Origin of the sequence: Inquilinus ginsengisoli, from assembly GCF_050434925.1 — a bacterium.
GTDB lineage: Bacteria > Pseudomonadota > Alphaproteobacteria > DSM-16000 > Inquilinaceae > Inquilinus > Inquilinus ginsengisoli_B.
Genome location: NZ_JBNDJK010000001.1, coordinates 5,659,469 through 5,683,645 on the forward strand (window position 1 = coordinate 5,659,469; position 24,177 = coordinate 5,683,645).

At 70.3% G+C, this 24,177-nt stretch carries 20 protein-coding genes and 1 riboswitch; of the genes, 11 read left to right on the plus strand and 9 right to left on the minus strand.

Annotated elements, in window-relative coordinates; all coding sequences use genetic code 11:
• Positions 1–5 precede the first annotated feature (5 nt).
• From QFZ27_RS27030 to QFZ27_RS27040, 3 genes are all read left to right on the plus strand, one after another.
• On the plus strand, positions 6–956 hold the full coding sequence (locus QFZ27_RS27030; protein WP_429229559.1) for an ABC transporter permease: 951 nt from the start codon (positions 6–8) through the stop codon (positions 954–956).
• Between the two features lie 115 nt (positions 957–1,071).
• Entirely contained in the window at positions 1,072–1,992 is a 921-nt protein-coding gene (locus QFZ27_RS27035; RefSeq protein WP_429229560.1) for an SMP-30/gluconolactonase/LRE family protein, read from the plus strand.
• A gap of 13 nt (positions 1,993–2,005) precedes the next feature.
• Positions 2,006–2,884, plus strand: a complete 879-nt coding sequence (locus QFZ27_RS27040; protein ID WP_429229561.1) for a DMT family transporter — start codon at positions 2,006–2,008, stop codon at positions 2,882–2,884.
• Between the two features lie 2 nt (positions 2,885–2,886).
• On the opposite strand, the gene QFZ27_RS27045 is transcribed toward QFZ27_RS27040, so the two are convergent.
• Positions 2,887–3,570 (minus strand): GntR family transcriptional regulator, encoded by a 684-nt coding sequence (locus tag QFZ27_RS27045; protein ID WP_429229562.1) that lies wholly within the window; start codon positions 3,568–3,570, stop codon positions 2,887–2,889.
• A 136-nt stretch (positions 3,571–3,706) separates the two neighbouring features.
• On the opposite strand from QFZ27_RS27045, the gene araD reads away from it, so the two are divergent.
• Genes araD through QFZ27_RS27060 form a run of 3 tightly spaced genes read left to right on the plus strand, consistent with a single transcriptional unit; the run spans position 3,707 to position 7,172 of the window.
• A complete protein-coding gene (gene araD, locus QFZ27_RS27050; protein ID WP_429229563.1) occupies positions 3,707–5,449 on the plus strand; it encodes an L-arabinonate dehydratase in 1,743 nt (580 codons plus the stop codon).
• An 11-nt stretch (positions 5,450–5,460) separates the two neighbouring features.
• Entirely contained in the window at positions 5,461–6,429 is a 969-nt protein-coding gene (locus tag QFZ27_RS27055; protein WP_429229564.1) for an SMP-30/gluconolactonase/LRE family protein, read from the plus strand.
• A 23-nt stretch (positions 6,430–6,452) separates the two neighbouring features.
• A complete protein-coding gene (locus tag QFZ27_RS27060) occupies positions 6,453–7,172 on the plus strand; it encodes a ribonuclease activity regulator RraA (protein ID WP_429229565.1) in 720 nt (239 codons plus the stop codon).
• A 34-nt stretch (positions 7,173–7,206) separates the two neighbouring features.
• Here QFZ27_RS27060 and QFZ27_RS27065 read toward each other — a convergent pair whose 3' ends face one another.
• The gene (locus tag QFZ27_RS27065; protein ID WP_429229566.1) at positions 7,207–8,142 is read right to left on the minus strand and encodes a 2-hydroxyacid dehydrogenase; all 936 of its coding nucleotides are present in this window, start codon (positions 8,140–8,142) and stop codon (positions 7,207–7,209) included.
• A gap of 386 nt (positions 8,143–8,528) precedes the next feature.
• On the opposite strand from QFZ27_RS27065, the gene QFZ27_RS27070 reads away from it, so the two are divergent.
• From QFZ27_RS27070 to cbiB, 5 genes are all read left to right on the plus strand, one after another.
• Positions 8,529–9,923: a glycosyltransferase gene (locus QFZ27_RS27070; protein WP_429229567.1), complete on the plus strand. Its 1,395-nt coding sequence runs from the start codon at positions 8,529–8,531 to the stop codon at positions 9,921–9,923.
• 108 nt (positions 9,924–10,031) lie between these two features.
• Complete coding sequence (locus QFZ27_RS27075) at positions 10,032–11,141, plus strand: SPFH domain-containing protein (protein ID WP_429229568.1); 1,110 nt, start codon at positions 10,032–10,034, stop codon at positions 11,139–11,141.
• A 9-nt stretch (positions 11,142–11,150) separates the two neighbouring features.
• On the plus strand, positions 11,151–12,212 hold the full coding sequence (locus tag QFZ27_RS27080) for a TFIIB-type zinc ribbon-containing protein (protein ID WP_429229569.1): 1,062 nt from the start codon (positions 11,151–11,153) through the stop codon (positions 12,210–12,212).
• A gap of 115 nt (positions 12,213–12,327) precedes the next feature.
• The gene (locus QFZ27_RS27085) at positions 12,328–12,735 is read left to right on the plus strand and encodes a hypothetical protein (RefSeq protein ID WP_429229570.1); all 408 of its coding nucleotides are present in this window, start codon (positions 12,328–12,330) and stop codon (positions 12,733–12,735) included.
• 57 nt (positions 12,736–12,792) lie between these two features.
• The gene (gene cbiB / locus QFZ27_RS27090; RefSeq protein WP_429229571.1) at positions 12,793–13,764 is read left to right on the plus strand and encodes an adenosylcobinamide-phosphate synthase CbiB; all 972 of its coding nucleotides are present in this window, start codon (positions 12,793–12,795) and stop codon (positions 13,762–13,764) included.
• A 197-nt stretch (positions 13,765–13,961) separates the two neighbouring features.
• Here the strand turns inward: cbiB and QFZ27_RS27095 are convergent, their stop codons facing one another.
• From QFZ27_RS27095 to QFZ27_RS27125, 7 genes are all read right to left on the minus strand, one after another.
• Positions 13,962–14,570, minus strand: coding sequence for a hypothetical protein (locus QFZ27_RS27095; protein WP_429229572.1), 609 nt, complete (start codon positions 14,568–14,570; stop codon positions 13,962–13,964).
• A 59-nt stretch (positions 14,571–14,629) separates the two neighbouring features.
• Positions 14,630–16,081, minus strand: a complete 1,452-nt coding sequence (locus tag QFZ27_RS27100) for a cobyric acid synthase (RefSeq protein WP_429229573.1) — start codon at positions 16,079–16,081, stop codon at positions 14,630–14,632.
• 29 nt (positions 16,082–16,110) lie between these two features.
• On the minus strand, positions 16,111–16,722 hold the full coding sequence (gene cobO, locus QFZ27_RS27105) for a cob(I)yrinic acid a,c-diamide adenosyltransferase (RefSeq protein ID WP_429232497.1): 612 nt from the start codon (positions 16,720–16,722) through the stop codon (positions 16,111–16,113).
• 11 nt (positions 16,723–16,733) lie between these two features.
• Positions 16,734–20,654 carry a cobaltochelatase subunit CobN gene (cobN, locus tag QFZ27_RS27110; RefSeq protein ID WP_429229574.1) on the minus strand — a complete coding sequence of 1,307 codons (3,921 nt, stop codon included), beginning with the start codon at positions 20,652–20,654 and terminating at the stop codon, positions 16,734–16,736.
• Positions 20,654–21,682 carry a cobalamin biosynthesis protein CobW gene (gene cobW / locus QFZ27_RS27115; protein ID WP_429229575.1) on the minus strand — a complete coding sequence of 343 codons (1,029 nt, stop codon included), beginning with the start codon at positions 21,680–21,682 and terminating at the stop codon, positions 20,654–20,656. Before cobW ends, cobN begins: the two co-directional genes overlap by 1 nt.
• Positions 21,683–21,691: 9 nt before the next feature.
• On the minus strand, positions 21,692–22,219 hold the full coding sequence (gene cobU, locus QFZ27_RS27120; RefSeq protein ID WP_429229576.1) for a bifunctional adenosylcobinamide kinase/adenosylcobinamide-phosphate guanylyltransferase: 528 nt from the start codon (positions 22,217–22,219) through the stop codon (positions 21,692–21,694).
• A 387-nt stretch (positions 22,220–22,606) separates the two neighbouring features.
• Positions 22,607–22,811: riboswitch (cobalamin riboswitch) on the minus strand.
• Between the two features lie 195 nt (positions 22,812–23,006).
• The gene (locus tag QFZ27_RS27125) at positions 23,007–24,176 is read right to left on the minus strand and encodes an acyl-CoA desaturase (protein ID WP_429229577.1); all 1,170 of its coding nucleotides are present in this window, start codon (positions 24,174–24,176) and stop codon (positions 23,007–23,009) included.
• Position 24,177 lies beyond the last annotated feature (1 nt).

Genomic DNA, 24,177 nt, shown 5'->3' on the forward strand with positions numbered 1-24,177 from the left:
GACCCATGCAAGCCTATGTCCGTTCCATCGACCGGCCGATCCTGGTGGCCTGCGGCTTCGTCATCCTGATCCTGGCGGCGGGCACCGCCTACACCGCGGTCACCCAGGGCACGGCCACCTTCCTGTCGCCGACCTATCTGCTGCAGCAGCTCAAGGTCGCCTCCTTCCTGGGTGTCGTCGCCGCCGGGATGATGCTGGTGATCCTGATGGGGCATATCGACCTGTCGGTGCCCTGGACCGTCGCCGCCTCGGCCATGCTGGCGACCGCGATCGGCGGACCCGAGGCGATCCCGGTCGGCCTGGCCGTCGGCGCCCTGGTCGGGCTGTTCAATGGGCTGGGGGTCGCCTTCCTCCGGGTGCCGTCGATGATTTTCACCCTCGGCGTCAACACCGTGCTGCGCGGGCTGATGGTAATGCTGACCGGCGGCTTCTCGCCGACCACCATGGCCACCCCGCCGATGCAGTTCCTGGCCAAGACCGAGGTGCTGGGCATCCCGATGGCGGTGTTCGTCTGGGCCCTGCTGTCGTTCGGCATCGTCTTCCTGCTGACCCGCACGCCGATGGGCCGCTACATCTACGCCATCGGCAACCGCGAATCCGCGGCCTACCTGTCCGGCGTCAACACCCGGCTGGTCATCCTCGGCGCCTTCACCCTGTGCGGACTGTGCTCGGCCCTGGCCGGCATCCTGCTCGCCGGCTACTCCAGCAAGGCCTACCAGGCGATGGGCGACCCCTATCTGCTGCCCGCCATCGCCGCGGTGGTGATCGGCGGCACCAACATCCTGGGTGGCCAGGGCCGCTACGCCGGCACCGTGGTCGGCACCATCCTGATCGTGTTGCTGCAGAGCGTGCTGTCGGTGATGCAGATGCCGGAGGCCGGGCGGCAGATCATCTATGGCCTGGTGATCATCCTGATGCTGGTGCTGTACGGGCGCGGCGGCCGGTCCGCGGCCTGACCGATTTTTCATCCGCCGAATCGTTGACGGCTCCCGCAGCCGGGCGCAACACTCCGGCCAGTTATGTCCGATCAATGGGCTGCCTGGCCAAACTGGGCAAAGGGAGGAATCCGGGATGCTCGACCCCTGTTTCGAAGTGCTGGACAAGCGCTTCGCGGGCTATGTCATGGGCAATGTCCATATCGACGTGCTGGCCAGCGACATCGGGCTGCGCTGGTCGGAAGGGCCGGTCTGGTTCGGCGACGGGCGCTACCTGCTGTGGAGCGACATTCCGAACAACCGGATCATGCGCTGGGACGAGACCGACGGCAGCGTCAGCGTCTATCGCAACCCGTCGAACTACACCAACGGCCACACCCGTGACCGGCAGGGCCGCCTGATCTCCTGCGAGCATGGCGGCCGCCGGGTCAGCCGCACCGAATATGACGGCCGCGTCACCGTCCTGGCCGACAGCCACAACGGCAAGCGCCTGAACTCGCCCAACGACGTGGTGGTGAAGTCGGACGACACGGTGTGGTTCACCGACCCGTCCTACGGCATCCTGTCGGAATATGAAGGCCACCAGTCCGAGCCCGAGCAGGATGGCTGCCACGTCTATCGCTTCGACCCGAAATCGGGGGCGCTGAAGGCCATCGCGACCGATTTCGTCAAGCCGAACGGCATCGCCTTCTCGCCGGACGAGAAGCTGCTCTATGTCGCCGACACCGGCGCCAGCCACGATCCGGACGGACCCAAGCACATCCGCCGTTTCCAGGTGCGCGACGACGGCACGCTGGCCGGCGGCGAGGTCTTCGCCGACTGCACCTTCGGCCTGTTCGACGGCTTTCGCCTGGACCATCATGGCAACATCTGGACCAGCGCCGGTGACGGCGTGCATTGCTACGCACCGGACGGCGCGCTGATCGGCAAGATCAAGGTGCCGGAGGTGGTGGCCAATGTCTGCTTCGGCGGCGTCAAGAAGAACCGCCTGTTCATCTGCGCTACCACCTCGCTACGCTCGGTCTACCTGAACACGCGGGGCGTGCAGACGCCCTGACGCCCCGCAGGTCATGACCGCCCTGCCGCGGACAGCGGCCGCCCCCGCCGCCGGCATGCTGCTCATGCTGGCGGCGATGGGCAGCTTCACCGCCATGGACACCGTGTCCAAGGTGCTGACCGACGACTACGACCCGGTCCAGGTGACCTGGGCGCGCTACACCTTTCATGCGCTGCCGATGCTGCTGATCGCAGGCCCCGCCAGTGTCCGGCGGATGGCAGCGACGGCCCGGCCGGCGTTGCAGCTGGCGCGCGCTTTGGCGCTGCTGGCCTCGGCCATGTTCGCCATCCTCGGCTTCAGCCTGATGCCGCTGGCCGACCTGTTCGCGATCAACTTCATCGCACCGCTGCTGGTGATCGTGCTGTCGGTGCTGTTCCTGGGCGAGCATGTCGGCCCGCATCGCTGGGCCGCGGTGGCGGCCGGCTTCATCGGCATGCTGATCATCGTCTGGCCCAGCGGCGACGGCGTCGGGGTCCTCGGCGGCCTGGTCGCCTTCGGGGCAGCGCTGTTCTGGGCGATCGGCCTGGTCGCCACGCGGCGCCTGGACGGCGAGGATCCCCGCACCACCCTGTTCATCACCGCGCTGGTCGGGGCGGTGCTGCTGAGCCTGGCGCAGCCCTTCGTCTGGACGCCGCCCGACGCCGCCGGCTGGGGCCTGATGCTGGCCATGGGTCTGCTGGGCCTGCTGTCGCACACCCTGCTGATCGCCGCCTTCGGCCAGGCCCCCGCCTCGACCCTGGCGCCGTTCCAGTACAGCCAGCTGATCTATGGCCTGGCCCTCGGGTGGGTGGTGTTCGGCGACGTGATCGGCGCCCGCCCGCTGCTGGGCTGTGCCGTCATCGTCGCCGCCGGCGCCTATGTCTGGTGGCGGGAGCAGCGGGTTCCGGGCTGAGCCTATCCCCTGACATAGTCCGGGAATCGGGCGCGGATCTCATCGACCTGCGCCAGCGTCCCGGACAGGTGCTGGCGCAGCACCTCCTGCACCCGGTCGGCATCGCCGTCGGCAATGGCATCGAGAATCCGGGCGTGGTCGTCCAGGATCGACTGGGCCTTGCCCGGCGCCGGCAGGTGCAGCCGCCGCAGCCGGTCGAGATGGCCGCTGCGGCTTCGGATCAAGGCCCACAGGCCCGGCACCTCCGCCGCCTCGCATAGCTGGCGGTGCAGCGACTGGTCGGTCTCGGCGAAGGCCTCGAAATCCTGGGCGTCGAGCATGCCGCGCTGGCGGGCGATCAGCGCCTGCAGCCGCGGCACGAAGGACCGGTCCTGGCGCTGCGCCAGGCTGCGCACCACCTCGAGCTCCACCGACCGGCGCAGGAAATGCGCCTGCCGCGCCGCCGCCAGGTCGATCGGGCTGACCACTGTGGCGTATTGCGGGAAAATGTCGACCAGCCCCTCCTCCGCCAGGCGCAGCAGGGCATCGCGGATCGGCGTCTGGCTGACGCCGAACTGGGCCATCAGCTCGTTGCGCGCCAGCATCGAGCCCGGCGCGAGGGCCAGCCCGATGATCTGCTCGCGCAGCCGCTCATAGACCTGCGGCGCCGCCTGCCGGGCGCGGTCGAGCGGGATCGCCACGGTCATGCTGCGAAGAATCCTCGTTCGCGTCTCTGCCGAAGCCGATCATACCTGCCTGGATGCCGGTGCACTAATGCATTAGTGTTGCGACGATCCGAGTCCATTCTGCAGCCACCGATCCTTCAGACGGCAGCGAATCATCATGACCGACACGCCCCGCAAGACGCCCGACACCCTCCGCAGCGCCCGCTGGTTCGCGCCCGACGACCTGCGCTCCTTCGGCCACCGATCCCGCGCCATGCAGATGGGCTTTGCGCCGGAGGAATGGGCCGGCAAGCCGGTGATCGCGATCCTCAACACCTGGTCCGACGCCAACCCCTGCCACGCCCACTTCAAGACGCGGGTCGAGGATGTGAAGCGCGGCGTGCTGCAGGCGGGCGGTTTCCCGATGGAGCTGCCGGCGCTGTCGCTGTCGGAGAGCTTCGTCAAGCCGACCACCATGCTGTACCGCAACATGCTGGCGATGGAGGCGGAGGAGTTGCTGCGCTCCCATCCCGTCGACGGCGTGGTGCTGATGGGCGGTTGCGACAAGACCACGCCGGGCCTGCTGATGGGCGCGACCAGCGCCGGCCTGCCGATGATCTTCATGCCGGCCGGCCCGATGCTGCGCGGCAACTGGAAGGGCAAGGTGCTCGGCTCCGGCTCCGATGCCTGGAAGTTCTGGGACGAGCGCCGGGCCGGCAACATCAGCGACCAGGACTGGGTCGACATCGAGGGCGGCATCGCCCGCAGCTACGGCCACTGCATGACCATGGGCACGGCCAGCACCATGACCGCGATCACCGAGGCGATCGGCATGACCCTGCCCGGCGCCTCCTCGATCCCGGCTGCCGATGCCGGCCACATCCGCATGGCCTCGACCTGCGGCCGCCGCATCGTCGAGATGGTGTGGGAGGACCTGGTCCCGGCCCGGATCCAGACCCGCGCCGCCTTCGAGAACGCGATTGTGGTGGCGATGGCGATGGGCTGCTCGACCAACGCCATCATCCATCTCGTCGCCATGGCGCGGCGCGCCGGCCACGACGTCGGCCTGGACGATTTCGACGCCGCCAGCCGGACGGTGCCGGTGATCGCCAATGTCCGCCCCAGCGGCGATCAGTACCTGATGGAGGACTTCTTCTACGCCGGCGGCCTGCCGGGGCTGATGACGCGGCTGCGCGGCCACCTCAAGCTCGACGCGCTGACCGTCAGCGGCCGGACCGTGGGCGAGAACATCGCCGGCGCCGAGATCTATAACGAGGACGTGATCCGGCCGATCGACAACCCGCTCTATGCCGAGGGCGCGCTGGCGGTGCTGCGCGGCAACCTGGCGCCGGATGGCTGCGTCATCAAGCCCAGCGCCTGCGAGCCGCGGTTCCTGAAGCACAGCGGCCCGGCCCTGGTGTTCGACGACTATCCGGCGATGAAGGCGGTGATCGACAGCGACGACCTCGACGTCACGCCGGACCATGTGCTGGTGCTGCGGAATGTCGGTCCCCAGGGCGGGCCGGGCATGCCGGAATGGGGCATGCTGCCGATCCCGAAGAAGCTGGTGAAGCAGGGCATCCGCGACATGGTCCGCATCTCCGACGCGCGGATGAGCGGCACCAGCTACGGCGCCTGCATCCTGCATGTCTCGCCCGAATCCTATGTCGGCGGCCCGCTGGCGCTGCTGCGCACCGGCGACATCGTCACCCTCGACGTCGCCGCCCGCCGCATCGACATGGAGGTGCCGGAGGTGGAGCTGGCGCGCCGCCAGGCCGAGCTGCAGCCGCCGCAGCCCCGCTATGAGCGCGGCTATGGCTGGATGTTCAACCGGCACATCCGCCAGGCGCATGAGGGCTGCGACTTCGACTTCCTCGAGACCGGCTTCGGCGCCCCGGTGGCCGAGCCCGACATCTACTGAGGAGAGCGGCGATGAGCGGACAGGACGAAATCCAGGGCGGCTGGACGCCCTCGTCCCGGTATCCCGACCCGGCGGTGCAGGTGCTGGACCCCAGCTTCGCGCCCTACCGGATCTTCAGCGCCGCGGTGGAGCGCATCGCCACGGGCTGCCGCTGGGCCGAGGGGCCGGTCTGGATCGGCGACCACCGCGCCCTGCTGTGGAGCGACATCCCGAACAACCGGATCCTGAGATGGGATGAGGAGACCGGGGCGGTCAGTGCCTTCCGCAAGCCTTCCAACAACGCCAACGGCAACACGCGGGACCGCCAGGGACGGCTGGTCACCTGCGAGCATCTCGGCCGTCGCGTCACCCGAACCGAATATGACGGCACCATCACCGTGCTGGCCGACGGCTTCGACGGCAAGCGGCTGAACTCGCCGAACGACGTCGTGGTGAAGTCCGACGGGTCGGTCTGGTTCACCGATCCGCCCTTCGGCATCACCGGCAACTACGAAGGCCGCAAGGCGGAGGCGGAGCTTCCCGGCAACGTCTACCGGATCGATGCGGAGACGGGCGCCGTGGCGGTCGTCGCCGAGGACGTCAAGGGGCCGAACGGCCTGTGCTTCTCGCCCGACGAATCGATCCTCTACCTCGTCGAATCCCGCGCCGTGCCGAACCGGCTGATCACGGCCTTCGACGTCGTCGACGGCGGCCGACGCATCGCCAACCGACGGGTGCTGATCGACGCCGGTCCCGGCACGCCGGACGGGATGCGCGTCGATGTTGACGGCAACCTCTGGTGCGGCTGGGGCATGGGCAGCGCCGAACTGGACGGAGTGATGATCTTCAACCCCGACGGCAAGCCGATCGGCCGAATCGCCCTGCCCGAGCGCTGCGCCAACCTGTGCTTCGGCGGCGAGATGCGCAACCGCCTGTTCATGGCCGCCAGCCAATCCGTATACGCGCTGTATGTGGGCACCCAGGGCGCCGCCGGCGGCTGACCCTTCCGAACGAGGATGATCGAATGACCGGATTGAAGCCCGAGACCCGGGACAAGCTGAAGACCGTCAGCACCGCCACCCTGACCACGGCCCTGTTCAAGCGCGGCCTGCGCAATCAGTTCATCCAGGACGTGCACCCGCTGAACCCGTCGGGCGCGCCAATGATCGGCGAGGCCTTCACCCTGCGCTACATCCCGGCGCGCGAGGATTTGAACCCCCTCAGTGTGTTCCAGGACCGCGCCCATCCGCAGCGCAAGGCGGTCGAGGACTGCCCGCCCGGCGCCGTGTTCGTCATCGACAGCCGCAAGGACCCGCGGGCGGCCTCGGCTGGGTCGATCCTGGTGGCGCGGCTGATGAAGCGCGGCGTCGCCGGCGTGGTCACCGATGGCGGCTTCCGTGATTCGCCGGAAATCGCGAAGCTCGACATCCCCGCCTACCACAACCGCCCGGCGGCGCCGACCAACCTGACCCGTCACCAGGCGCTGGATATCAACGTGCCGATCGGCTGCGGCGACGCGCCGGTGTTCCCGGGCGACATCGTGGTCGGCGACGGCGAGGGCGTGGTGATCATTCCGGCGAACATCGCCGACGAGATCGCCGACGAGGCGGTCGAGATGACCGCCTTCGAGGATTTCGTCACCGAGGAGGTGATGAAGGGCCGCTCGATCCTCGGCCTCTACCCGGCGACCGAGGAGCAGACCAAGACCGACTTCGCCGCCTGGCGCAAGGCGAACGGCCGGTAGGCAGGACCGGGGGCGGCGCGGCCGCCCCCTCCCCTCACACCACCGGGGTCAGCAGCGGCTGGCCGGCGAAATGGGCCAGCAGGTTGCGGACGACGAGGTCGGCCATGGCGTTGCGGGTCTCGACCGTGGCGCTGCCGACATGCGGCTGCAGCACCACATTGTCGAGGCCGTACAGCGCCTCCGGCACCTTCGGCTCGTATTCGAACACGTCGAGCCCGGCGGCGCCCAGGCGGCCGTCGACCAGGGCCGAGACCAGCTCCGGCTCGTCCACCACCGTGCCGCGGGCGATGTTGACCAGGATGCCCTCAGGCCCCAGCGCCTCCATCACCGCGCGGTTAACGATGTGGTGTGTGGCGGCGCCGCCCGGACAGCACAGCACCAGCACGTCGCTGTCCCGCGCCAGTTCCACCAGGTCCGGATAATAGGGATGGTCGATCTCCGGCTTCGCCCGCGGCCCGTGCCAAGCAATCGACAGGCCGAAGACCTGCGCCCGCTCCGCCACCGCCTGGCCGATCCGGCCCATGCCGACCACTCCGAGGCGCTTGCCGCGCAGGCTGCGGGCCAGCGGCAGGCCGCCCTGGGTCCATTTGCCGGCGCGGACGAAGCGGTCGCCGACGCACAGCCGCCGCGCCGTCGCCAGCATCAGCAACAGGCCGAGATCCGCGACCTCGTCATCGAGCACGCCGGGGGTGTTGGTGACGCGGACGCCGCGGCTCTTGGCATGGCCGGTGTCGACCTTGTCGTAGCCGACGCCGAAATTGCCGATGATCTCCAGCGCCGGGAACTGGTCCATCAGCTCCGCCGAGACGCCCGGGCCGGTGACGATGCCGCGGACCTCCGGCGCCACGCGCTTGATCAGCGCCTCGCGGTCCTCGGCCTCCCACAGCCGGTGCACGGTGCAGTTCGCCTCCAGCTCGGCGAAGGGGCCCGGCATCAGACCGGCCAGGGCGAGGACGACGGGTTTGGACATGGCGGTTTCCTCTCGCGCCCCCGGGGACGGCGGGCCGGTGCCCAGCCTATCGTACAAGTCCGACGATTCAAGGCCTTCCGACGGCCGCTTCCACCAGCCGCCCGATGGCTGCCATGCTGACGCCACGTTCCGCTGCGTTTGATGTCGGCAAGCGGCCGATCCGGTAGTATGACGGAACAACGACATGAGTCGGCTGTTTTCAGTTCTGAATATACGCAAGAAAAGGCCGGGCCATCTTGACCCCCTTAGAGATCTTCGAATTCAGCGTCTACGGTCTACTGACCATCGCGCTGACGCTATTGTGCCTCCTGTCATGCAACCTGCTCTGGCTCGCGATCACCTTCTGGCGGCATCAGCCGCAGGGGCAGAGCCTGCCGAATCAGGGGATGGTCGCAACCCCGGACGCTGACCTGCCCAGGGTCCTGATCCAGATTCCGGTGTTCAACGAGCGGCATGTGGTGCGCCGCATCCTCGGCGCCGCCGCGGCCCTGGACTGGCCGCAGGACAAGCTGACGATCCAGCTGCTCGACGACAGCATCGACGAGACCCGCGAGATCGCCGAGGCGGCGGTGCAGGAGCTGCGCGCCGCCGGCGTCGACGCCCACCGGCTGCACCGGGTCGACCGCACCGGCTTCAAGGCCGGGGCGCTGCACGCCGGGCTGGGCGTCACCGACCACCCCTACGTCGCGATGTTCGACGCCGACTTCATCCCGCGGCCGGACTTCCTGCGCCGCACCGTCGGGGTGCTGGAGAACGACAAGCGCCTGGCCTTCGTGCAGGGCCGATGGGAGCATCTGAACGGCGACGAGAACCGCCTGACCCGCGCCCAGACGCTGATGCTGGATGCCCATTTCGGCGTCGAGCAGCCGGCCCGCAGCATGACCGGCCTGCCCCTGCCCTTCAACGGCACCTGCGGCATCTGGCGCCGAGCCGCGATCGAGGACGCCGGCGGCTGGAAAGCCGACACGCTGACCGAGGACCTCGACCTCAGCCTGCGCGCCCATCTCAAGGGCTGGCGCGCCCGCTACCTGTCCGACATCACCGTGCCGGGCGAGCTGCCGTCGAGCATCGCCGCCTGGCGCGTGCAGCAGTTCCGCTGGACCAAGGGCTTCGCCCAGGTCGCCTGCAAGCTGCTGCCGACGGTCTGGCGCTCGGCCCTGCCGCGCAAGACCAAGGTCGTGGTCAGCCTGCAGCTGCTGCAGTGCCTGTTCTACCCGCTCGGCGCGCTGGCGATGATCAACACGCTGATGTTCCTGAGCATCGGCTTCGACCAGCCGGTGGCGCTGACCGTGCTGGGCGTGGTCTCGACGGTGCTCGGCATCTCCGGCACCGCCGCCTTCCTGATCTCCGGCCGCTGCGCCGTGCGGCGGGAGCGGCTGGGCCAGGCGGCGATGGACATTCTCGCCACCATGGCGCTGAACGCCGGCCTGTCGCTGTCGAACTCGGTGGGCGTGATCGAGGCCTTCCTCGGCCGGCGCAGCGGCTTCGTGCGCACGCCGAAGAAGGGCAGCTCGCGCCGCTCCGGCTACCGCAGCGGCACCGGCAGCGGCATCCCGGAGACGGCGGCCGGCGTGGTGCTGCTGGGCATGGTGCTGACCGACCTGGCCTGGTACCTGCCGTTCCTGGTCGTGTCCGGCACCGGGCTCCTGATCATGGGCACCGCGCTGCTGGCCGAGCGCTACGACCTGCGGCTCGATCCGCGCGCTCTGCCCCGCACCATGCCGGGCGTGAAGCTGGCGCCGCCGGCGGCCCGGGCGCCGCAGCCGAACTCGCGCAGCTGACATCGAGGCGGGCCGGGGCGTTCCGTCCCGGCCCGCCTCTTTTTCGTCCCAAGCTGATAGTATCGTCCCTGCGCGATCGGCCCATGAGGCCCGCGGACGGAGGGGACCATGGCCTTGTGGGACAAGATTGCCGGCGAATTCATCGACATCATCGAATGGACCGATGATACCCAGGACACCATCGTCTACCGCTTCGAGCGGCACAACAACGAGATCAAGTACAACGCCCAGCTGACGGTGCGTGAGAGCCAGGTCGCCGTCTTCGTCAACGAAGGCAAGGTGGCCGACGTCTTCCAGCCCGGCATGTATGCGCTAGAGACCAAGAACCTGCCGATCCTGTCGACGCTGCAGGGCTGGAAATACGGCTTCTCGAGCCCGTTCAAGGCCGAGGTCTATTTCCTCAACACCAAGCGGTTCACCGACCTGAAATGGGGCACGATGAACCCGGTGATGCTGCGCGACCCGGAATTCGGGCCAGTGCGGCTGCGCGCCTTCGGCACCTACGCCATCCGGGTCAAGGACCCGGCCGCCTTCATCCGCGAGATCGCCGGCACCGACGGCCGCTTCACCACCGACGAGATCACCGACCAGCTGCGCAACCTGATCGTCACCAGCTTCGCCGGGGCGGTGGCGACGTCGGGCATCCCGGTGCTCGACCTGTCGTCCAACTACGGCAAGGTCGGCCAGGTGATCCGCGATGCGATCCAGCCGGAGTTCGACGCCTACGGCCTGGAGATCGCGACGCTGCTGGTCGAGAACGTCTCGCTGCCCGAAGAGGTGGAGCAGGCGCTGGACCGCCGCAGCAGCATGGGCGTGGTCGGCGATCTCGGCCGCTACACCCAGTTCCAGACCGCCGAGGCGATCAAGGCCGCGGCCGAGAATCCGGGCGGAGCCGCCGGCATCGGCATCGGCATGGCGACGGCCGGGGGCCTCGCCTCCGCCATGGGCGGCGCGGTGCAGCAGGCCGGCCAGCAGGTCCCGGCCGCCGGGTCGGCGCCGCCCCTGCCGGGCGCTGAGGCCTATCATGTTGCCGTCGACGGCAAGCAGGCCGGCCCCTTCCCGGCCGCCGAGCTGCAGGGAATGGTGCGCGACGGGCGCCTGAGCCGCGACAGCCTGGTCTGGACCCAGGGCATGGCGGGCTGGAGCAAGGCCGGCGAGGTCGCAGGCCTGGCCGCGCTGTTCGCCGACCAGCCGCCGCCGCTGCCGCCGGCCGCCTGATCCCGGATCATGGCGGACATGGCCTTCGCCTGCGCGTCCTGTGGCGCGCAGCTCGAATACGCGCCCGGCACCCGGGCGCTGAAATGCCCCTATTGCGGACATCAGAACGCGATCGAGGCCTCTCCCTGGTCCAGGGTCGAGGAGATCGACTACGCCACCGGCCTGGCCGAAGCCGAGCAGTCGGCACCGACCGAGACGGTGTTGGTGGTTTCGTGCAAGCGCTGCGCCGCCGAGTTCCAGCTGGACCCCGCGATCCAGGCGTCGCGCTGCCCGTTCTGCGGCACGCCGATCGTGCTGGAGCCGCGCGCCCTGACCCATCTGCGGCCGGGAGCGCTGCTGCCCTTCGGCTTCGACGCCAAGGCGGCACGGTCGAAATACGAATCCTGGCTGTCCGGCCTCTGGTTCGCGCCGAACGACGTCAAGCGCCTGGCCAAGACCGATGCCGGCTTCATCGGCATGTATGTGCCGTACTGGACCTTCGATGCCGCGACCCGCACCGACTACACCGGCCAGCGCGGCATCAACTACAGCCGGACGGTTCGCCAGGGCGGCAAGACCCGCACCATCATCGAGACCCGCTGGACCAATTGCAGCGGCCGGGTGGCGCGCGACTTCGACGACGTGACGGTGGTGGCCAGCCGGTCCCTGCCGGAGGGATATCTCGACAAGCTCGAGCCCTGGGATCTCGGCGAGCTCGCGCCCTATGACCCGAGCTATCTGCGCGGCTTTGGCGCCCAGCACTACCAGCTCGACCTGGCCGGCGGATTCGGCCGGGCGCAGGAGAAGATGGCGGCGCCGATCCGCCGCGACATCTGCGCCGATATCGGCGGCGACAAGCAGGCCATCCGCAGCCAGGAGACGACCTATTCCGGCGTCACCTTCAAGCATGTGCTGCTGCCGATCTGGCTGAACAGCTTTCGCTACGGCGGCAAGACCTACAGCTTCGTGATCAACGGCCGCACCGGCGAGGTGCAGGGCCAGCGACCCTGGAGCTGGTTCAAGATCGGCCTCGTCGCGCTGGCCGCTGCCGCTGTCGTGCTGGCGGTCGTGATGCTGATGGACAAGCGCTGATGGAGACCCACGGATCGTCCTGTTTGGTCTTGGCGCCGCCATCGCCTACGGCATCCTGCACGACCAGGTCACCGCCCATCTCTGCGTCGAATACTTCACCATTGCCCATCCGCCGGTGTTCCCGACCGAGTCGCCGTTCCTGCTGGCGATCGGCTGGGGCGTGCTGGCGACCTGGTGGGTCGGGCTGCCGCTGGGCCTGATGCTCGCCGTCGCGGCGCGGCTGGGCCGAAGCAACCGGCTGAGACTCGTCGATCTCCGGCCGGCGATTCTCCGGCTGCTGGTCGCGATGGCGCTTTGCGCCGTGGTCGCCGGTGCGTGGGGCGCCTGGTCGGTGGCGTCGGGGTGGTCGCCGGTGCCCGGCGGCTGGGGACCGCTGCTGCCGCCGGAGATCCATGTCGCCTTCTCGGCGGCCGCCTGGGCGCATCTGGCCAGCTACGGCTCCGGCATCATCGGCGGCCTGGCGGTCATCGGCTGGACGATGTGGCGACGGCTGCAGCCACCTCCGGCCGACGCCCTCGCCTGACGGCCGCTCCGTCAGGCCGGGCTTGACCCCGGCGCCCGGGACGGCCAGAGCGTGGGGATGCTCGACCTCTCCCACCATCTCTGGATCCTGCCCGCGGCCCTGCTGCTCGACGCGCTGGTCGGCGACCCACCCTGGCTGTGGCGGCGGCTGCCGCATCCGGTGGCGCTGGCCGGCCGGCTGATCGGCTGGCTGGACCGCCGCCTGAACCATGACGGCGACGCGCCGGCCCGCCGCCGGGCCGCCGGCGTTGTGGCAACGCTGCTGCTGGTGCTGCTGGCCGGCGGGATCGGCTGGAGCGTGTCCGCCCTGCTGCACACCCTGCCCTTCGGCTGGGTGCTGGAAATCATCGTCGCCGCCATCTTCCTGGCCCAGCGCAGCCTGCACGACCATGTTGCCGCCGTGGCCGCCGCCTGCGACCTGGAGGGGCTGGAGGGCGGCCGCCGCGCGGTGTCGATGATCGTTGGCCGCGACCCGCAGAGCCTGGACATGGCGGGCGTGTGCCGCGCCGCGATCGAGAGCGACGCGGAGAACTATTCCGACGGCGTGTTCGCGCCGGCTTTCTGGTTCGCGCTGCTCGGCCTGCCCGGCATCCTGGTCTACAAGGCGGTCAACACCGCCGACAGCATGATCGGCCACCGCACCGCCCGGCACGAGGCCTTCGGCTGGGCCGCGGCCCGGCTGGACGATGTGCTGAACCTGATCCCGGCCCGGCTGTGCGGCGCCCTGCTGGCCCTGGCCGCGCCGTTCGGCGGCGGCCGCGTCGGAGCGGCGTGGCGGGCGATGCTGCGCGACGCGCCGAAGCACCGCTCGCCCAATGCCGGCTGGCCCGAGGCGGCGATGGCCGGCGGCCTCGGCCTCGCTTTGGCCGGTCCGCGCCAGTATCACGGCACGGTGGTGACGGACGCCTGGATGGGCGACGGCGGCCGAGCGGAGGCGAGGCCGCGAGACATCCGCCGGGCCTTGGCGGTCACCAGCGGTGCGGGGGCGATTCTGGTCCTGACGATGGCCGCGCTGGCGCTGCTGCTGTAGGACGCGGCGATCCCGGGAGGCCAGTTCCGGCCTCCACACACTCCCCCGGAGGCGCAAGCGCATCCGTCCTCTCCCGCAGGGCGGAGAGGCAAAATACTCCGGTTCTCGGTGGTTTGGGTTGGCGGCAGCGAACCCAGGAGGATCGGGGCCGCGACGGCGGCGGCATGTCGGGTTCGCCCAGGGCGAACCCGACGCGGTCACCCGGTGTCCGGTGGGCTGGGTTTGCGGCCAGGGGCAGCGGCGCGAGGCGCGGGCGGATCGAACGGCGGAGGCTCCTCGTCGTCGTCCCAGCCTTTCTCGTCCTCCGCGTCCTCCCGCGCCAGCTGCGCCTCGAACTCCATCGCCTCCTGCAGCCAGCGCTGCGCGTCGTCCGGCAGGTCGTACTTCCGGCACAGCCGCGCAATCGCCACCTCCGCCGGCAGGCGATCGATCATCTCCTCGATCTCGGGCTGCTCCAGCCGCTCGACCAGCTCCCCGTCGCGGTCATCGGTCTCCTCCTCGCTCCAGCCCTCGGCCTTGCTCGGGGCGTCGAGCGCCGACTGCATCGCCGCCGTCGACCAAGCCGGACGCTGCCGGGACAGCTTGTCCTCCAGCAGCATCGACAGCCGCACCGCGCGGGCGGCCGTCGCGAAGCGGGCGCAGTAGTCGATCCCGGGCTCGGGCGCCTCGACCGCGTCGGTGCGGGTCTTCTCGGCGATCTCCATGCCGATCTCGGTCAGACGGGCGAGCAGGCGCAGTTGCCGCTCGGTCCGCTCCCCGGTGGAAGCGGGCCTCTCCACGCCCGAATCGGTCTGCGCCTTGTCCATAGAACATAGCATGAACAAGACCGCGAATTAAGGCAATAGGCTATCGCAAAGCGACTGTGTCAGCCCGGAAGACCGGCGATCCGCGCCAGCGCCGAAAGATCGAGATGCCGCTCCAGATGGTCGGCCAGCCCATCCAGCGTGGCGTCGACCGTGGCGTCATAGGCCAAGCCGGCCTCTGCACGCGGCTTGAGCCCGGCCAGGAAGGCGGCGCGGAAGCCGTCGGCGGCGAACAGGCCGTGGACGTAGCAACCGGCGACGCGGCCGTCGGCAGAGACGGCGCCGTCCGGCCGGCCCTCCAGGTCGAGCAGCGGCCGCGCCAGGGCCGGGCCTTCGGTGCGGCCGACATGCATCTCGTAGCCGCGGATCGCGGTGCCGGTCGGCCGATGCGTACCGGCGACGGCGACCACGCTCTTCTCCGGCGTCATCACCGTCTCGAGATCGAGCAGCCCGAGCCCGTCGGCCGAGCCCGGAGCGCCATCGATGCCGTCCGGGTCGTGCAGCCTTCGGCCGAGCATCTGGAAGCCGGCGCACAGGCCCAGCACCCTGCCGCCGCGCCGGACATGGGCGATCAAGTCGATGTCCCAGCCCTGGGCGCGCAGGAAGGCGAGGTCGCCGATGGTCGATTTCGACCCCGGCAGCAGCACCAGGTCGGCGTCGCCCGGCAGCGCCTCGCCCGGCGGCACCATGCGCACCGCCACGTCGGGCTCCAGCCGCAGCGGATCGAGGTCGTCGAAATTGGCGATGCGCGACAGCACCGGCACGGCGATGGTGATCGCCCGGCCTGTCGGCGTCTCGATCTCGGCCAGCGCGTTGGCGTCCTCGGCCGGCAGAAGCGACGCCTGCGGCCAGTGCGGCACGATGCCGAGGCCGCGCCAGCCGGTGCGGTCCGCGACGATCCGCATGCCGTCGGCGAACAGCGCCGCATCGCCGCGGAAGCGGTTGATGATGAAGCCCTGGATCCGCGCGGCCTCTTCCGGCGCGATCACCGCATGGGTGCCCACCAGGCTGGCGATGACGCCACCGCGATGGATGTCGGCGATCAGCACCACCGGCAGGTCGGCCGCCTCGGCGAAGCCCATGTTCGCGATGTCGCCGGCGCGAAGATTCACCTCGGCCGGGCTGCCCGCGCCCTCGACCAGCATCAGGTCGGCTTCGGCCGAGAGCCGGCCGAAGCTGTCCAGCACCGCCGCCAGCAGCTGCGGCTTATGGGCGGCATAGTCGCGGGCCTTCAGCGTGGCGACGCGGCGGCCCTGGACGATCACCTGGGCGCCGGTCTCGGTCTCCGGCTTCAGCAGCACCGGGTTCATGTGCACGGTCGGGTCGATGCCGCAGGCCCGCGCCTGCAGTGCCTGGGCCCGGCCGATCTCGCCGCCATCAACGGTGACTGCGGCGTTGTTCGACATGTTCTGCGGCTTGAACGGCCGCACCCTCAAGGACCGCCGGGCGAAGACCCGGCACAGCCCGGCGACGATCAGCGACTTGCCGACATCGGAGCCGGTTCCCTGGATCATCAAGGCAGGCGGACGGCCCCCAGGGCCCATCAGAACTCGATCCCGGCCTGCGCCTTCACCCCGTCGCGGAACGGGTGCTTGATCTGGGTCATCTCGGTGACCAGGTCGGCGATCTCGATCAGCTCGTCCTTGGCGTTGCGGCCGGTGACGATGACATGGGTGTCCGCCGGCTTCTCGTCGCGCAGGAAGGCCACCACCTCCGCCACCGGCAGGTAGTCGTAGCGCAGCACGATGTTCAACTCGTCCAGCAGCACCAGACGGTAGGACGGATCGCGGATCATCACCTTGGCGGCCTCCCAGGCGGCATGGGCGGCGGCGATGTCGCGCTCGCGGTCCTGCGTCTCCCAGGTGAAGCCCTCGCCCATCGCGGCGATGGTGACGAGATCCGGGAACCGCTCCAGCACATGGCGCTCGCCGGTGTCCCAGCTGCCCTTGACGAACTGCACCACGCCGGTGCGGAAGCCGTGGCCGATCGACCGCAGCACCATGCCGAAGGCGGCGGTCGACTTGCCCTTGCCCTTGCCGGTGTGGACGATCAGCAGGCCCTTCTCGATGGTCTTGCCGGCCAGCATCCGGTCGCGCACCGCCTTCTTCTTGGCCATCTTCTCGGCGTGGCGGGCGTTGATCTCGTCCTCGGTCATGCCGTCGGTGTTCACGGGCGGGGCTCCTTCGTCAGCACATCGAGCTCATGGTAAACGGCGTTCGCCCTCGGCTGCCACAGGCCGCGGTCCAGCGCCTCCTGCAGCCGCTCGGCGATCTCGCGCGCCGCCGCCGGGTTGGCCTGTTCCAGGAAGGCGCGCACCTCGGGGTCGCCGAGCATCGCATCGTAGACCAGGTCGAACTGGTGGTCGGCCACGGCGTCGGTGGTGGCGGCGAAGGCGAACAGGTAGTCGACCGTCGCCGCCATCTCGAACGCGCCTTTGTAGCCGTGGCGCATCACGCCGCGGATCCATTTCGGATTGACCACCCGGGCGCGGACGACGCGGGCGATCTCCTCGCGCAGGGTCCAGATCACCGGCCGCTCGGGGCGCGAATGGTCGTTGTGCCAGACCGCCGGCCGGGCGCCGGACAAATGGTGGATGGCCGCCGCCAGCCCGCCCTCGAACTGGTAGTAGTCGTCGGAATCGAGCAGGTCGTGCTCGCGGTTGTCCTGGTTGTGGACCACCGCCTCGACTCGCTCCAGCCGCCGGGCGAACAGATCATGCGCCGCGGCGCCCTCGGCGCCGTCGCCATAGGCCCAGCCGCCCCATTCCAGATAGGCGCGGCCGAGATCGGCCTCGTCGCGCCACAGCTTCTCGTCGATCAGCGCCTGCAGCCCGGCACCATAGGACCCCGGCTTGGAGCCGAAGACCCGGAAGCCGGCACGGCGGCGGGCCTCGGCCTCGGCCACCCCGCCCTCGACCAGCGCGGCGGTCTCGGCCCGCACGCGCGCGGCCAGCGGATTCGCCTCCTCCGGCTCGTCCAGCGCGGCGACGGCGCGGACGGCGCTGTCGAACAGGTCGATCTGGCTGGGGAAGGCGTCGCGGAAGAAGCCGGAGACGCGCAGGGTGACATCGACCCGCGGCCGGCCCAGCACGCCCTCGGGCATGACCTCGAAGCCGGTGACGCGGCGCGACGCGGGATCCCAGCGCGGCTGCACGCCCAGCAGCGCCAGCGCCTGGGCGATGTCGTCGCCGCCCGTGCGCATGTTGCTGGTGCCCCAGGCGCTGAGCGCCATGGTGCGCGGCCAGTCGCCATGCTCCTGCCGGTGCCGCTCGACCAAGAGTGACGCTGACTTCCAGCCGAGATGCCAGGCGGCCGGGGTCGGCACCGTGCGGCTGTCGACCGAGTAGAAGTTGCGGCCGGTCGGCAGCACATCCAGCCGGCCGCGGGTCGGCGCGCCGGAAGAGCCGGCCGGCACGAAGCGCCCATCCAGGCCGCGCAGCAGCCCGTCGATCTCGGCAGCGCCGGAGCGGTCGACGGACGGCGCCACCGCGGCCTCGATCTCCACCAGCACTGCGACGGTGGCGGTCCAGCCGGGCTCGGGCGCCCGGTGGCCGGCGACCAGATCCCGCGCGATCCCCTCCAGCCGCTCGACCGTGTCGCCGCAAGTCCGCCAGCCTTTCTCCGGCCCCAGCACTGCCGGCCGCGGCCCGGCCCAGGCGTCGCCGAAGCGGCAGTCGAGCGGGTCGAAGCCGAGGCCGAGATCATTCGCCAGAGCCCGGATCAGCGAGGCGTCGCCGCCCTGCCCCGTCCCGCGCGGCACCCGGGTCAGCGCCACCAAGAGGTCGGTGCGCTGGTCGGCCTCGGGCGAGCGGCCGAAGATGTGCAGCCCGTCGCGGATCTGCATCTCCTTCAGCTCGCAGAGATGGTTGTCGATCTGCGCCAGAGCGGAGTCGGAATCGGCATCCGCCGCCACGCCGCAGTCGCGGTCCAGCCCGGTCGACCGGGCGAGGTCGAGGATGCGGTCGCGCAGATGGGCCAGCCGGCGCGGATCCATGCCGGCGGCCTCGTAGTATTCGTCGACCAGCGCCTCGAGGTCCTTCAGCGGGCCGTAGCTCTCGGCCCGGGTCAGCGGCGGGGTCAGATGGTCGATGATCACGGCGGCCGTGCGGCGCTTGGCCTGGGTGCCCTCGCCGGGATCGTTGACGATGAAGGGGTAGAGATGCGGGACCGGGCCGAAGGCGGCCTCCGGGAAGCAGTCCTGCGACAGCGCCAGCGCCTTGCCCGGCAGCCATTCCAGGTTGCCGTGCTTGCCCATATGAACGATGGCCTGGGCCCCGAAGCCCCGCCGCAGCCAGGCGTAGAAGGCCAGGTAGCCGTGCGGCGGCACCAGCGCCGGGTCGTGATAGGTCGCCTGCGGGTCTATGTTGTAGCCGCGTGCCGGCTGCACGCCGATGACGACATGGCCGAAGCGGTGGACCGCCAGGCGGAAGGCGCCGCCCTCGACGAAGGGATCGGCTTCGGCCGCGCCCCAGCGGGCCGTCACCGCGGTCCGGACCGCTTCGGGCAGGCCGGCGAAGAAAGTGCGATAATCGGTCAGGGGATACGACACGCCGCCGGAGCGGCCGGCCCGGTCCTCCAGCGCATTGGTCGGCCCGGCGGTCACCCGAACCATCAGCGCGGCCGCGTCCTCCGGCACATCCTCGACGGCATAGCCGGACGCGGCCAGGGCGCGCAGCACCTCGACCGTCCCGGCCGGGGTGTCGAGGCCGACCCCGTTGCCGAGCCTGCCGTCGCGGTTCGGGTAGTTGGCCAGCACCAGCGCGACCCTGCGCCCGGCCGCCGGCGTGCGGCGCAGCCCGGCCCAGGCGGCGGCGAGGTCGGCGGTGAAATCGATGCGGTCGGGCACCGGGCGGTAGGCCACCACGGTACATTCGGTCAGTGGGTCCCAGCGCGCCTCCGACTTGAACGACACGGCGCGGGTCAGGACACGGCCGTCGATCTCGGTCAGGGCGACGTTCATCGCCAGGTCCTGGGCCGACAGGCCGCGCGTGCCGTCGCGCCACACCGCCTCGGCGCCGCCGGCGAACACCACCTGCAGCACCGGGCAGTCCGCCGCATCGAACGGCGTCGGCTGGGCCGGCCCGCCGGGGCTGGAGACGGCGAAGCTGGTGGCGTTCAGGATCACCGCAGGCGGGTGGCGGGCGAAGGCGTCGGTGATCAGCTCGGCCGAGACCGCGTCCTTGAGGCTGGAGACGAAGACCGGCAGCGGGTTCAGCCCGCGCTCGCGCAAGGCGGCCACCAGCGCATCGACCGGCGCCAGGTTCCCCGCCTGCACCAGGGCGCGGTAGAAGACAAGGCCGATGACGGGGGCCGGCTCGGCGTGCGGAACGTCCTCTTTAGATCCTCCCCCTCCCCTTGCGGGAGGGGGTAGGGGGAGGGGTTTGTCGAGGCCGGTATCGGACGCGGCCTTCTGGCCCGGCTCCAACGGCGCGAGCCCCCTCCCCCTTCCCCCCTCCCGCAAGGGGAGGGGGAGAGTGTTTGGTTGGGCCGCCTCTGCTTGTTTCCACCGCCGCTCGATCTCGCCAAACGACGGGTGCCGCAGATCCGGCCAGTACAGCCCCGCGCGCAGCAGCGGCCGGGGCTCGGCCCAGGGCAGGTCGTGGCCGGCCAGGGTGGCGGCATAGGCCAGGAAGCTGCGGGCGTTCTCGATGCCGCCTTCGGTCAGATAGCGCCACAGCCGCCCCCTCGCCTCCGCCGGCAGGGTCGACAGGTCGTCGAGATCGGCATCCGGCTTGTCGTCGCCCGGCAGCACGGCCAGAGCGATGCCCTCGCGCCGGCAGGCGGCATGCACCTGCTCGATGCCGTAGCGCCAGTAGCCGGCGCCGCCCAGCAGGCGCACCACCACCAGCTTCGCCCGGCCGACCACGTCGTCGACATAGGTGTCGACCGACAGGTTGTGGCCGAGCTGCAGCAGGTTGGCCAGGCGCAGCCGCGGGAACTCCTCGCCGAATCCGGCCCGCGCCGCCGACAGGCAGGCGAGCTCGGTGTCCGCCGCGGTCAGGACGACGATGTCGCCCGGGCTCTGGCCCAGATCGACCGCCTCCGACCCGTCGGCGATGCTGCCCGGCCTGGTGGCGAGGAGATGCATCAGGCCGCCAGGGCCGCGGTGATGGCGGCGCGGTCGAGGCCGCGCTCGCCGATCACCACCAGGGTGGTGCCGCGGGCCTCGTCGGCGCGCCAGGCGCGGTCGTAATAATGCTGGATGCGGCCGCCGACCGCCTGCACCACCAGCCGCATCGGCTTGCCCGCGACCTCGGCAAAGCCCTTCAGCCGCAGGATGTCATGCGCCTCGATCACCGGCTTCAGCTTGCGCGCCAGGGCGTCGGGGTCGGCCACCGTGCCGAGGTCGACATGGAAGCTCTCGAAATCATCGTGGTCGTGCTCCTCCTCCGCATCGTGATGCGAGGGGCGCGCCGCCAGGTCGTCCTCGGCGGCGGCGCCAAGGCCCAGCAGCACCGCGGCGTCGATGGCGCCGTGCCGGGCCTTGACCACCTTCACCCCCGGCCGCAGCTGGGCGGCCAGGTCGGACGACACCGCCGCCAGCCCGGCCTCGTCCAGCAGGTCGGTCTTGTTCAGGATCACCATGTCGGCGCAGGCCAGCTGGTCCTCGAACAGCTCCTCCAGCGGGCTGTCATGGTCCAGCGCCTCGTCGGCCGCGCGCTGGGCCGCCAGGGCCGCCTCGTCCGGGGCGAAGCGGCCTTCGGACATGGCGGCGCCGTCGATCACGGTGATGACGCCGTCGACCGTCACCCGGGTGCGGATCTCCGGCCAGCCGAAGGCCTTCACCAGCGGCTTCGGCAGGGCCAGGCCGCTGGTCTCGATCACGATGTGCTCCGGCGGATCGGCGCGGTTCAGCAGCTTCTCGATGGTCGGGATGAAGTCGTCGGCCACGGTGCAGCAGATGCAGCCATTGGCCAGCTCCACCACATCCTCCTCGCGGCAGGTGGCGTCGCCGCAGCTGCGCAGCAGGTCGCCATCGACGCCGACATCGCCGAACTCGTTGATGATCAGGGCCAGCCGGCGGCCATTGGCGGTCTGCAGCAGGTGGCGGATCAGCGTGGTCTTGCCGGCACCGAGGAAGCCGGTGATGACGGTGGCCGGAATTTTGGCGGGCATGCGGGGTCCTCAGGCGGATTTCAGGGTCAGGGGAAGGCCGGCGGCGACGAAGATCACGAAGGGCACGACGGCCGCCACGGCCTGGTGCAGGCGCCCGGCATGGTCGCGGAAGGCGCGGGCCAGGGCGTTGTCGGGGACGATGCCGAGCCCGACCTCGTTCGACACCAGCACCACCGGGCCGGGCGGGGCCGCGAGCCAGCGCACCAGCCGCTCGGTCTCGGCGGCGATGTCGCGGTCGGCATGCATGAGATTGGACAGCCAGAGCGTCAGGCAGTCGACCAGCACGGCGCGGCCGGGGCCCGCCACCTGGCCGAGGGTCTCGACCAGGTCGAGCGGCGCCTCGACGGTGCGCCAGCGCGAGCCGCGCTGCGCCTGGTGGCGGGAAATGCGCTCCACCATCTCGGCATCCCAGGCCTCGGCGGTGGCGAGATAGACGCAGTCGCCCGGCTGGCTCTCGACCAGCGCCTCGGCATGGCGGCTCTTGCCCGAGCGGGCGCCGCCCAGCACCAGCGTCGCCGCCGGCAGTTTAACCCGCATGGCTCACCCCCCTTGCGCCCTGCGTCGCCTTGCGGTGAGTCGAATGAGGGCGCAGGCCGCGAAGAGCGTATCGGGACATACGGTCGAGCGGCCCGCGCCCGCAGGCGGCCGCCGCAAGGCGACCCTTCGGGCCGGTTGAACATGCCGACTTGGTGCGTCGAACGGCTTGCGCGATGCGCTGCATCGCGCTGCGCCGCCCTCCTGCCCTGTCGGCATGTTGAACCGGCGCAGGGCACAAGGGGGGTGAGCCATGCGGGTTTTAGCCATGGATCGGTCGGTGCAACACGCCCTCGCCCCTCGCTCGGCCGGACAGGGCTTGGACGCCGGAGACGGTGCCCTCGAGGCGCCGCGCATCCCGCGCCACCGGTTCACCCCGCCCGGCGGTTCGCATGCATCGCCTCGCCGGCAGGTCTCCTGGCTCGCGGGTCGTCGCCCGCCTCCGCCTTCCCGGCCAATCGGCCAGTGGCTGTCGGAGGTGGGCTCGCCGCCTACAGTTGCGGGGGCAGCCGCGGATCAGGCCTGAGAGGACAGGCCGTCCCGCGTTCCCTTTTCCGAGGCCTTCGCAAATGCTACTGGCGCGGCCGTCTGGCGGCGGTTGCTGCGCTTCCGGTGCTCACGGACTCAAGCGTCCGCTGCGCTCCGGTTCTCGCAACCACCACCATCCGACTCACACCAGCGCATTTTCAAAAGGCCTCTCATCCCCTCTGGCGTCCGCCTTCGGGGAACCGGTTGCGCGATGGCGGCACAGTAGGCGGCGCGTGGCGCAGGGTCAATCGGCGCCGCGGGCTCAGGCCGCGGCCAGGCGCTTGCTGACCGCTTCGAGCACCAGGTGATGGGCCCGCTCGACGATGTCCTCCATCGACCGGGTCTTGGCGAACATGGACGCGGCGCGCGCCCGGATCTCGTCGCGCGTCGGGAAGCTCGGCAGATGCGCCTTGGCCAGCAGGTCCGCGGTCTTGTGCTGCGCGGTCGCCAGGGCGTCGCGGAGGTCGGCCAGGGTCGGCGCATGGGCGTGGGCCAGCGCCTCGTGCAGCGCCGTCGCGATCCGCTCGGTCGGGAAGCTGGCCGCCAGCTCGGCGGCCGCCCGCTCGATGATCTTGGTGCCGAGCCGCTGCTCGTTGCGCAGCACGGCCTCGGGCGGAGTCTTGAGGTTCCAGACCACGCCGCACCAGGACAGGCCTTTCAGGATGTAGAAGGTCGGGTCGACCTCCCACCATCTGAAGCCCTGGCGCACGCTGCTCTGATAGGCGTGGTGGTTGTTGTGCCAGCCCTCGCCCATAGTCATCAGGGCCAGCAGCCAGTTGTTGCGGGAATCATCGCCGGTGACATAGCGCTTGCGGCCATGCACATGGGCCAGGGAGTTGATGCAGAAAGTGCCGTGATAGACCAGCACCGTGCTCCAGACGAAGCCGACCACCAGCCCGGGCCAGCCGCCGATCAGGAAGGTGATCGCGGCCAGAATCACGGCCGGGGTCAGCTCGTATTTGTGCAGCAGCATCAGCTCGGGGTAGCGCGCGAAATCGGCGATCTTGCTCAGATCCGTGGTGCGATGGCGGGTCGAGAAGATCCAGCCGAGATGGGCGTAGACGAACCCCCGGTGCCGGGGCGAATGCACGTCCTGCTCGGTGTCGGAATGCAGGTGGTGGTGCCGGTGCTTGGCGGCCCACCATAGCGTGCTCTTCTGTGCCGTGCTCTGCGACAGGAAGGCCAGGATGAACTGGAACACCCGGCCGGTGGAATAGGCGCGATGGGCGAAATAGCGGTGATAGCCGGCCCCGATCGCGAAGATGCGCAGGAAATACAGCACCACGCAGATCGCCACGGCCTGCCAGGTGACGCCGGTCCAGATCGCCGCGAAGCTAGCGAGATGGAGCAGGACGAAGGGGACCGCCTCCGGATACAGGATGTCCTCGTGGCCGTGCGAGGCGTCGTCCGGATCGGTCCGCGGGATGCTCATG